Source organism: Pseudomonas sp. 22072, from assembly GCF_052046095.1.
GTDB classification, from domain to species: Bacteria; Pseudomonadota; Gammaproteobacteria; order Pseudomonadales; family Pseudomonadaceae; genus Aquipseudomonas; species Aquipseudomonas paracarnis.
Window position 1 is genome coordinate 141,607 of the sequence record NZ_JBQEQE010000016.1, and the last position, 10,607, is coordinate 152,213.

At 59.8% G+C, this 10,607-nt stretch carries 6 protein-coding genes and 1 pseudogene; 3 read left to right on the forward strand and 4 right to left on the reverse strand.

What is annotated here, in order from left to right; genetic code table 11:
- Positions 1–52: 52 nt before the first annotated feature.
- Together ACTJLA_RS17775 and ACTJLA_RS17780 are read left to right on the forward strand one after the other, a co-directional pair.
- Positions 53–3,730, forward strand: coding sequence for a hypothetical protein (locus ACTJLA_RS17775; RefSeq protein ID WP_440841749.1), 3,678 nt, complete (start codon positions 53–55; stop codon positions 3,728–3,730).
- A gap of 184 nt (positions 3,731–3,914) precedes the next feature.
- On the forward strand, positions 3,915–4,133 hold the full coding sequence (locus ACTJLA_RS17780; RefSeq protein WP_314546638.1) for a hypothetical protein: 219 nt from the start codon (positions 3,915–3,917) through the stop codon (positions 4,131–4,133).
- A gap of 61 nt (positions 4,134–4,194) precedes the next feature.
- Here ACTJLA_RS17780 and ACTJLA_RS17785 read toward each other — a convergent pair.
- The 4 genes and pseudogenes from ACTJLA_RS17785 to ACTJLA_RS17800 all read right to left on the reverse strand — a co-directional run.
- Positions 4,195–4,407: pseudogene (locus ACTJLA_RS17785) on the reverse strand (alpha-E domain-containing protein); the annotation flags it as partial.
- A gap of 184 nt (positions 4,408–4,591) precedes the next feature.
- Positions 4,592–5,185 carry a glutathione S-transferase gene (locus ACTJLA_RS17790; protein WP_440841751.1) on the reverse strand — a complete coding sequence of 198 codons (594 nt, stop codon included), beginning with the start codon at positions 5,183–5,185 and terminating at the stop codon, positions 4,592–4,594.
- Entirely contained in the window at positions 5,182–8,820 is a 3,639-nt protein-coding gene (locus ACTJLA_RS17795; protein ID WP_440841752.1) for an AAA family ATPase, read from the reverse strand. Before ACTJLA_RS17795 ends, ACTJLA_RS17790 begins: the two co-directional genes overlap by 4 nt.
- Positions 8,817–10,058: an exonuclease SbcCD subunit D C-terminal domain-containing protein gene (locus ACTJLA_RS17800; RefSeq protein ID WP_054897971.1), complete on the reverse strand. Its 1,242-nt coding sequence runs from the start codon at positions 10,056–10,058 to the stop codon at positions 8,817–8,819. Before ACTJLA_RS17800 ends, ACTJLA_RS17795 begins: the two co-directional genes overlap by 4 nt.
- Before the next feature lie 121 nt (positions 10,059–10,179).
- Here ACTJLA_RS17800 and ACTJLA_RS17805 point away from each other — a divergent pair, with 121 nt between their 5' ends.
- Positions 10,180–10,389, forward strand: coding sequence for a hypothetical protein (locus ACTJLA_RS17805; RefSeq protein ID WP_440841754.1), 210 nt, complete (start codon positions 10,180–10,182; stop codon positions 10,387–10,389).
- The last annotated feature ends 218 nt before the right edge of the window (positions 10,390–10,607 follow it).

Genomic DNA, 10,607 nt, shown 5'->3' on the forward strand with positions numbered 1-10,607 from the left:
CAGGCGTTTGATAGTGGTAAGCCAACAGCGCACGACCGTGAGGATTCTCGCCATGCCCAAGGACAAAACACTTGACCCCCTCCTGCCGCCCATCGTTGTTCCGCTGATGGAACCGGCCATTGATGGTGATATCGAAGGGGCGCATGGCGGTATCGGCCTGCGGCATACCGAGGTGCCGTTGGTGGTCTACCTGATCAACCCCAAAGATGGCGTCACTCCGGGCAGTGTTGCCTCACTGTTCTGGGGCAACCGTAATATTCCCGTGGCCTCTACGCCGATTCGCGAAGGCGAGCAAAACCTTGACCTGATCCCGCTGACCGTTCCCGCGCACCATATCGTCCCGTTCTTGGTCTACCCGGTATGTGCCATGCTAAGGCGCAGAAGCGGCAATGAGTCATTCACCGAAGAAATCAAGTTACGGGTCAGCCTGACTCGCCCCGGTGGCGAAGACAGAGACTGTCTGCCCGGCCACCAGGGGCTGGCGTATGAGGTCCCACCGGAGGTTTTGCTGCATGGCGTCAACCAGCAGCAGGCACTGGCGGGTGTCAAGATCATCATTCGCTACTGGCTAAACATGCGCGCTTATGACCTGATCACTCTGGCCTGGGGCTCGCAAGTGGTTCAGCACCGGGTCCAGCCCGGCGAAGTGGGCCGTGACATCACCTTGACCGTCGACTACGCCACTATCAGCGCCGCGGGCAATAACCGGCTTACGCGCGTGGCTTACCAGGTGCGGGACGCGGGCGGCAATCTGCCGGAGGAGCGGGCGCGCTGGTCGGCGGTGTCGTTGATTGATGTGCACCTCAATGAGGTGCGCCCCGAAGCGCCGTGGCTGCAGTTTCCAGACACCGGTACGAAAATCGACCTCGCGGAACTGGGCAGTTGGGATGTGGAAGTGGCCCTTTGGGTCCTCTCCCAGGAGGCTAGCGCCTATTCCCACGTGACGCTGATCTGGGCCGGTTTGGACAGTGAAGGCAATTCGATCCCTTATACGCACACCGAAGAACTCAGTAGAGCAGGCCTTTATACCTTTGAGGTTCCCAACGCGCTGGTGAGCGCGATTGCCGAAGGCAGCGCGAGTGTGCATGCCCTGTATCAGAATGGCTCGGTGCAACAGCCTTCCGAAAAACTCTATCTGGACGTCGTTGGGCAAGTCGTCAGGTGGCCGGCGCCGACGATAGACGAGGACCTGGGCGGCCATATCGAGCCAGATGTCAACGCGACCGTACGCTTCCCCCTTCAAGGGAGCTGGCCGAAGGACGGTTATATCGAAGTCATCTTCCGGGTCAGCAGCGCCGATAACACCATCGAACATCGCATCGGCCGCGAAGTCGACGATATTCCGCCCACGGCCGGTGGGGATTTGTTGTTTACGGTATACCCCGACGAACTGCAGCGTTTCGACGGCCACCTGACCGACGTGTTTTATGCCCACACCCGGCCCGACGGCCGCCCGCAGGAGTCCCTGCGGTTGCAGATCGTGGTGGGTCAGATCAAGCGTACGATGCCCAAGCCGATTGTCGACAAGGCGGTCAGCGGCCAGTTGAATCCGGATGATGTAGGTGCCTTCGCCACCGTGTTTGCACCGTTTGGCGAAACACTGCGCGGCGACTGGATCCGCATGTACTGGCTTGGCCAGGGCGCCCGCACCGAAGTGCCGGTGCAGGTGGCCGTGAATGGCGCCACCACCACCCACGACATCGAAAAATACTACGTGGAGAACAACCTGGATGAGTCGGTGACGGTGTTCTATACGCTGACACGCGCTGATGAGGCGATGCCGCGTTACTCACAGATCACCGAGGTGCTGATCAGCCGTGGCGTGGGCGAACTGCCGTCGCCGACCTTGCGCGAAGCCCAGACGACCGGCCCCGACACCGCCGACCTGGAACCCCTTAAGGTGCAACAGGGCACCCAATTGGTGGTGAGCTACGTGGGCATGCGCAACGGTGACTCGATCAAAGCCAGCATGGTAGGCGCCGGCAATGGCGGTTCGCCAGATATCCCGGCCAAACCTGGGAATGAAGCCTTGCAGGAGGTGGCGTTCGATATTTCCAGGGCGGCGATTGCGGCGAACATTCGTGACCACGTCACCACGGTGAAATACCACTATGTGGTAACCCGTGCGGGAGTCTCGGTCACGTCGGCAATTTTGACGGTGACCGTGAGGCCGATACCGCAATCGGAGCTGGCCAAGACGGTCATCAGGCTCAACGAGGCCAATAGCGCGACAAAGGTGTTGGACCTGGATAGCTTCGTCGGCAACGCGATGGCGCATGTCGGCACCTGGCCGTTTATCACCGCCCCTTATCCGGTCTCGTTGAAGTTTTTTGGTAGAACAACCGCTAATGTTGCTCATGACCTGACGCTGTTCAGTTTCAACAGCTCGTATGTCAATCCGAACTGGGTTGCCCAAGGCCGTTATGAATATCGCCTGTTGCGCACTTACATCGATGGGTTGGGCCATGGCACAAAATTGAGGATGGAATTCAAAGCCGCAGTCAGTCTTAGCAAGGTTGAAGCCGAGGCCATCAGCTTTCCGATAGTGGAGTACACCGTCAATACACTCCCGGCAGAATTCCCTGTTCCCAAGTTGATCCAGGCAAGTGGCACTGGCACCTCGGTAACGCTCGCGCCGTTGGATGCGCAAAACGGCGCCACGGTGTCGGTGGAGTACACACCGATGTACACCACAGACAGCATCAAGGTGACGATGGTGGGCGCGGGCGAAGCGGGTTCTCCGGTGATCCCGGCCAAGAATGGGGTAACGGCGGGCAAGGTCACGTTCGACATTACCAAGGCCGCGATTGCCGCCAACGTGTTTTCTTACGACACTAAGTTCACCCTTGATTACGACGTGACCCGCAACGGCAAGGTTGTATCGTCCCAGGTGTTGACGGTGACGGTGACGCCGATTCCGGCAACCGTGCTGGACAATACTATTGTCCGTATCAATGAGGCGGACCCGCAAACCAAAATATTGGATCTTTCAAGCGATACGGCGAATAGGACAATTCGGATCGGCACCTGGCCGTTTATCACTTCTGGTTCAGAGGTATATCTTGAACTCCGAGGTGTTTCGGGGGGAGCCCCTTTAAATCTTCGAATTTGGGATGGTGGCAGCTCGAAGGTGAATCCAACGTGGGTCAGCCAAGGGTGGTGGGAAGTTACTTTAAGTTATGAATCTTTCTTGAAGAAATTGGACCTTAACACCCTTCTTCAGATGAATTTCAGCACGAAACTTACTTCTGGTCATATCGGTAAACTTTACTTTCCACATGCACTGTATTTTCTTGTTAAGCCCGCCACTTTTTATGATCTGACGACATTTAATAATTATAGTATGAATGGCTGGAGTATGTCTTTTGGCCAATCAGCTGAAGTTAAATTGCTAGAGGGTAATTATTACTTGGCCCTGGGGCTAAAGCGCGATTCCACTTATAGAGTAAGGCTGGATAAATACTATAGCAATTTGCAGCCCGGCAGGAGGTATAGTTTCTCGTTTGAAGTGAAACGCGTCAGTTCCGATTATATTGCGACGGTGCTAGTGGAGGATGCGCAATATAAGGCATATTATACTAATCTGGGGGCGTGGTTCTTATATATTGGGACCTTTACCGCGGGAACACAATCTTCAGGAAAACCTATACGCGTTTCGCTGGTATTTGATACAGGCGACGCCAATCTTGGTTCTTTACAAATTGATAATATTTACCTGCATCTTTTATGATGATAGGGAAGGTGATGCGGGGCAGGCTTATTTAAAGATAAGTCTGCTCCGTATGTTTCTTGCTATGAATGGCGTAAGGGGCAGCCTTATCGAAATTTAAGAGAGGACAAGTGATTTATTAATCAGTGTCATGGCAGTGGGGTGCAGTTTTATTTAAAATAATTCGGTTTCGTATGCTCTCAATTTGTTACGGGTCAGCCTGTTTCGCCCCGGTGGCGAAGACAAAGACAGTCTGCCCGGCCACCAGGGGCTGGTGTATGCGATCCCACCGGAGATCTTGCTGCATGGCGTCAATCAGGAGCAGGCACTGGCGGGGGGCAAGATCATCATTCGCTACTGGTTGAACATGCGTGCCTATGGCCTGATCACTCTGGCCTGGGGCTCTCAACAGGTTTTGCACTGAGTTCAGCCTGGCGAGGTGGACCCCGACATCACCTTGACTGTCGACTACGCCACCATCAGCGCCGCGCTTCAAACTCCCCCGCCAAGCGCTGCGCCGTGCGCCCATAACTGCCCGGCAGGTCCGCGAGGATATGGCTCAACTCCCCGATACACGCATGCAGCGAGCGCGGCACGTCGCTGCGCAACAGCAGCAGTTCCGACACCGAGCGGGCATTCAAGGCATCGGGATACAGCTCGGTGTATGCCTCGAATGACGACAATTCGTGGAACACGGACTGATTCAAAAGCGGGTTTGCCCCATACTTGATGCTAGATAACAAGACCCGGTCCTGAACTGGAATTGAGCGACGGTCAAATGTGGGAGCTGGCTTGCCTGCGATGGCATCAACTCGGTGTTTCAGTTGCACCGAGTCGTCAGCATCGTAGGCAAGCCAGCTCCCACACTTGATTGTATTGGCCTCAGGGCTTTGCCATCACGGCGGTAAACAGTGGGGACTCCAGGAACCGGTGTAGCCACGCCTGTAACCGGTCATACGCTGTACCCGCAAACCACTCCCGATCCACATGAGCAAACTGCCGCACAAACGGCGCCAGTGCCGCATCCGCCAGGCTCAGGTGTTCGGCGAGCAAGTACTCACGCTCCGCCAGCAAGCCTTCCAACTTTTGCAAGAACACCTCACCCTCGGCCCGATAATGCTCCATCGGTTGTTCCAGATAGCGCTCGGCATACTTGTATCGATTCAAATGATGCTTGAACACCTGATCATTCTCGGCAATCAACGCCAGCACCGCAGGGTCACCTTGCAGCAGCCAATCATCCGGGTCGTGCTGCGCCAGCGCCCATTGCATGATCTCCAGGCTCTGCTCGATCACTCGACCTTCGACACTCAACACCGGCACCGTACCCTTGGGCGACAGCGCCAGCATCTCGGCTGGCTTGGCCTTGAGGCTCACCTCGACGATTCGCACAGGAACGCCTGAGTAACGCAAGGCCAGCCGCGCCCGCATCGCATAGGGGCAGCGCCGGAACGAATAAAGTAGCGCTTCGTTCACTTGACCTCCAGGGTACTCAAGCCATTGCCCTGGCGCTTGACCTGGATCTGTACCGGGATGCGCTCGTGCATTTCCTGTACGTGGGAGATCACCGCCACTTTGCGGCCCTGGGCTTGCAGGCCGTCCAGGGCGTCCATGGCCAATTGCAGGGATTCGGGGTCGAGGCTGCCGAAGCCTTCGTCGATAAACAGCGATTCGATCTTCAATGTGCTCGAGGCCATGGACGCCAGGCCCAAGGCCAACGCCAACGACACCAGGAAGGTTTCGCCACCGGACAATGAATGCACCGAACGCAGTTCATCGCCCATCTCTGTGTCCATCACCAGCAGCCCGAGCATGCTGCCGCCGCGTTTGAGCCGGTAGCGGCGCACCAGTTGGCGCAGTTGCACGTTGGCATGGTGCACCAGCAAGTCGAGGTTGTAGGCCTGGGCGATCTTGCGGAAGGTGTCGCCGGTGGCCGAGCCGATCAGCGCATTCAGGCGTGCCCAGCGCTGCCACTGCTCGTAAGCCTTGGCGATCTGTTCGGCCAGGGCCTGGTTGGCATTCTGGCGGCGCTGGTCTTCGGACTGGCGTGCGCGCAGTTCGGCGCAGTGTTTCTCACCCTCGAGCAGTTGCTGCTCAAGCGTTGCCAGGGTGGCGTCCAACTGCTCGGCCTCCAGGTTGCCATTGTGCAGGGCCTGGTGTTCGGCCAGGCGCTGTTCGCGCTCGTGCAGCAGAACCTTGGCTTGCTCGACGGCCTTTTCGCTGCTGTGCAGGTGCTGACGCAACTGCGCGACCTGGGCTTCATCAAGGGCCAACAGGCGTGCCAGGCCCTGATCATCCAGTTCTGGGTGCAAGGCGCGCCATTCGCCGATGCGTGTCGCAAGGGCTTGCTGCTCCGCCTCCAATGCCTGCTGGTGGTGCTGTTGGGCCTTGAGGTCGGCGGCCAGCTGTACCTGGGCCGTGTGCACGGCGTGCAGTTCCTGGTTGGCGTCGGTCTCGCTTTGGCGCGACTGCGTGACGGCTTGCTCCAGCTGCTGTTGCCACTGCTCGGCGCTGGGGTGGTCCCCTAGCAAGGCGCGGAGTTTTTCCTGGACGGCGTGTTGCTGGTCGGCCAGCTCGGCGACTTGCAGATTCGAGGCGTCGAGTTGCTGCTGACGATGCTGTTGGTGGGTGTGTTGTTTCTCGATGGCCTGTTGGCGCTCCTGCTGCTCGGCCTGCTCATCGCGTTGATGGCCCAACTGCTCAAGGCGCTGGCTGACCTGCTGGTCGAGCTGCATGAAGGTCGCCGCAGGCGCGCTGCGCAAGCCTTCCAGCGTTTCGCTGGGCAACAGGCTGGCGAAGGCGCTGAGTTCCGCCTCCAGGCGTTCGCGGTCGCCGGCCAGTTGCCGTTGTTGGTCCACCAGCAATTGCCGGGCTTGCTGGCTGGCGTCCTGGGCCGCTTGCAATTGTTGCTGCAAGCGCCCGGCGTTCTGTTGCAGGTTGAGCAGGGCGCCTTGGCGTTGTTCGTCCTGGCTGATGCTTTGGGTCAATTGGGCCAGTTGCTGGGCAAGCCAAGGGCTGCGCTTGGCGGCGTCCTGATTGAACAGCGAGGCAGACAGTGGGTGGGCTTGCAGGCTCGGTGCCAAACCCTGCTGCTGGGTGGCCAACTGTTCCTGCTGTTGCAGGAACTCTTTTTGCTGAGCGATCAGGCCGCCCACTTCACCGCGCAATTCAGTGAGTTTTTCCTTGAGGCTATCGACGGCTTTCTGCGCCGCCGCCTCTTCACTTTCATCATGGCGGCCCAGGCTTTGCAGCAGGGCTTCAGGCTGGTGATAGGGGTGTTCGTGGCTGCCGCACACCGGGCAGGGTTGGTCATCCTGCAACTGCTCGCGTAATTCCTCGACGCTGGCACTGCGGGCCAGGCGTTGGCGCTCAAGCAGTTGCTTGGTCACCGCCAGGGTTTGTTCGGCAACGGTGAGTTCGGCCTTGGTTTGCAGGCCGGTCTGGTTCAGTTGTTCGCGTTTTTGCGCGGCCTCGGCAAGCCTTTGCGTGAGCGCAGCGGCCTGTTGATCCAACTGTTGCTGGCTGTCCCACAAGCGGGCCAGGTCTTCGAAGGCGCGCTGTTGCTTGCGATTGTCTTGCAGCAGGCTGGCCAGCAATTGGATTTGTTCGGCCACCGCGTGCGGTTCGGCACCGGCCTCGTGGTAGAGCAGGTCCAGGGCTTCGCGCTGTTGGGTGAACTGTTCGCCGGCGGCGCTGGCGCGCTGTTCGAGTTGCCCCAGCTCGGCCTGGCCTTGGTTGAGGCGATTGCCGATCAGCACCAGTTGTTGCAGGCGGTCACGGTAGGCGTTCCAGGCATCGCTCAGCGGCGCGAGGGCGGCGCTATGCTCAAGTTCGGTGGCCAGGCGCTGCAGGCGCTCGGTGCCTTGGGCCTGGGTGTGTTGCAAGCCGTCGAGCAGGGCCTGGCCTTCGGTACAGGCGCTTTCGTGCTGGTGTTTTTCCTCGTTGCGCTTGGCCAGTTCGCGGCTCACATGGGCGAGGGTGTTTTGCTCTTCGATGGCCTGGCGCAGCAGGGGAGCGGCGTCGGCCTGGTGTTTCAGGGTCTCGGCCAGTGCAGCCTGGGCGGCCACTTGCTGGTGTTGCGCCTGTTCCTGGCGGGAATGCAGGGCGGTTTGTTGCTCGAGGTGCTGGGCAATCTGTGCCGCCAGGGGCGTCAGCAAGGTGCCGAGTTCTGCCTGGCGCAGGAAGTGATGGCGTTGCGGTGCCAACTGCTCCAGCAGGCGCAGATCCTGGCGTTGCTGGCCTTGGCTGGCCCAGGTTGCTTCGTCGCGTTGCAGTTGCTCCACTGCGTGTTGATGGCGCTCCTGCCATTCACGCAGTTCCTTGAGCCAGGTGTGCTGCAACTCCAGCTGCTTGAGCTGGGCTTGTTGGGTTTTGAGTTGCTGCTGGGCGTGGGCCAACTGTTGATCCAGCTCGGCGCGGGCTTCGGGTGCCAGGGGTACCACGCCGGTGGCTTGGTCCTGCAGCTGTTTGTGGGCGTCCTTGGCCTCTTTGGCCTTATCGAACGCACGGCGGCCGAGCTGGGTGTAGAGCGCGGTATCGGTGAGCTTTTCCAGCAGTTCGCTGCGCTCATTGTCATTGGCCTTGAGGAAGGCGCTGAACTCGCTTTGCGCCAGCAGCACTGCACGGGTGAACTGTTCGAAGTTCAGGCCCAGGGCCAATTCGAGCTGGGTCTTGTATTCGGTTTTCTGGCTGGCCAACAGTTGGTCGCTGTCCAGGTCGATCAGGCTTTGCCGGCTGTTCTGCAACTTGCCGCTGGCCTTGTCACGGGCGCGGTTGGCTTCCCAGCGCGCACGGTAGCGACGGCCACTGACACCGACAAAATCCACCTCGGCATAGCCGCCACCGGTGCCGCGTCGAATCAGAGTGCGCGGGTCGCCGATGGAAATATCCGTGTCGGCGTCCGGCATCTTGGCCTGGCCGGTGTCACCCAGGCGTGGCACCGCGCCAAACAGCGCCAGGCACAACGCATCGAGCAGGGTACTTTTACCCGCGCCGGTCGGCCCGGTGATGGCGAACAGACCCGCACTGGCCAGGGGCTCGGCGGTAAAGTCGATTTCGAACGGGCCCGCCAGGGAGGCGAGGTTTTTCAGGCGGATGGCGAGGATCTTCATGGCTGTTCGCCCTCCTGTTGTACTTCCTGGAGTAGCACGGCGAAGTCCTTCAAGGTCTGTTCATCCACCTCACTGCCGTAGCTGTCCTGCCAGGCGCGGCTGAACAGTTCCTGGGGGGTGAGCTGGTCGAGTTCGATCAGTTGCGCATCGTCTACCTCTGCGCTGCCGCGTGTGCCGGCATATTCGGCGGCGATACGCACCAGGCGCACGGCCTTGCCTTGCAGGGCAGTTTCGATCTGTTGGCGCAGGTCCGGTTGCGGCTCGTCGAGGCGCACGCGCACTTCCAGCCAGGGGTGGCGCTGGGTTTCGGCGAGCAGGTCGATGTCGGGCAGCTCACCGAGTTGCTTGAGGATATCGGCCAGGGGCGCGGCATCCAGGCGTTGCAGGTTGACGGAGCGGGGAATCAGGATCGGTTCGCAGCCCACCAGCCTTTCGCCCTGGAACGTCACGTCGAGAATCTGGTGCTTGTAGCCGATTTCGGAGAACGACAGGGGGATTGGCGAGCCGCTGTAGCGAATGCGCTCCTCGCCATTGACCTTTTGCGGTTTGTGCAAATGGCCGAGGGCCACATACGCCACGCTTCGGTCGAACAGTGTGGCAGGCAGCGCCTCGGCATTGCCGATGATCAGGCTGCGTTCGGAGTCTTCGGATACCGATCCACCGGCCATATGCGCATGGCTGATGGCTATCAGCGCCTGGCCTTTGTTGCGCTTGGCATTGGCGGCCGCGATCAGCCATTCATGCACTTGGCCGATGCCGCGCAGGTAATCATCGCCCAGCTGTGCGCCGGTGACTTCCGCCGGGCGCAGGAAGGGCAGCGCCAGGCACCAGGCGGCGATCTTGCCTTTGGCATTGGGCAGCGGGATCAGCAGCCGGTCGGCATCCAGTTGCCCGTCATCCAGCCACAGCACCCGGCCCAGGGCATGGGTGCGCAGGCGGCGCATCAGAGGCGCAGGCAGCTCAATGCGCGAACCGGAGTCATGGTTGCCGGCAATCATCACAATGGTCAGCGTCGGCTGTTGTTCGTGGGCGCTGATGATGAAGTCATACAAGCGCTCCTGGGCCTTGAGCGGCGGGTTGACCGTGTCGAAGATATCGCCGGCGATCAACAGCACATCCGGGCGCTGGGCCTTGAGTTGGCCCAGCAGCCATTCAAGGAAACAGGCGTGTTCGAAGTCGCGTTCCTGGCCGTGGAGGTTTTGGCCCAAGTGCCAGTCGGAGGTATGAAACAGACGCAAGGCGAACTCCGTGGAGAAGATGAAAAGGAGGGGAGTTTACCTGTAAAAGTGCGCGTGGACTCATGGCCGACGCGATCAACGGAGTGTGGGCCAGCCCTGATGGCTGATTGTAGGAGCGAGCTTGCTCGCGAAAAACGTCAACGATGACGCGTGTTTCCTGGATAAACGCGGCGCCTATGAGTTCTTCGCGAGCAAGCTCGCTCCTAGGGGGTTATGGCGTGTTAGTGGGGTTGGGTTGCAGGCAATCGAGCGCACGGTCGGCGAGGGTGCGGGCCATGTCGATCAGGCGACGCAGATCCACTGTGGGAGCTGGCTTGCCTGCGATGGATGAGTATCAGCCAGCACGTCTGCCGACTGTTACACCGCCATCGCGGGCAAGCCCACTCCCACAGGGTTTTGTGGTGTTGGTCGAGGCTGGGTTACTTGGGGTAGAGCGGCGGCAAGCTGGTGGTGTCGGTGGCCGGGTCTCGCTCGCGTTCGGCCACAGGAATGGCCTTGATCGCGCCATTGATCGTTCCCACGCTCTGCGTGGTAATGCATCCCGTGGCG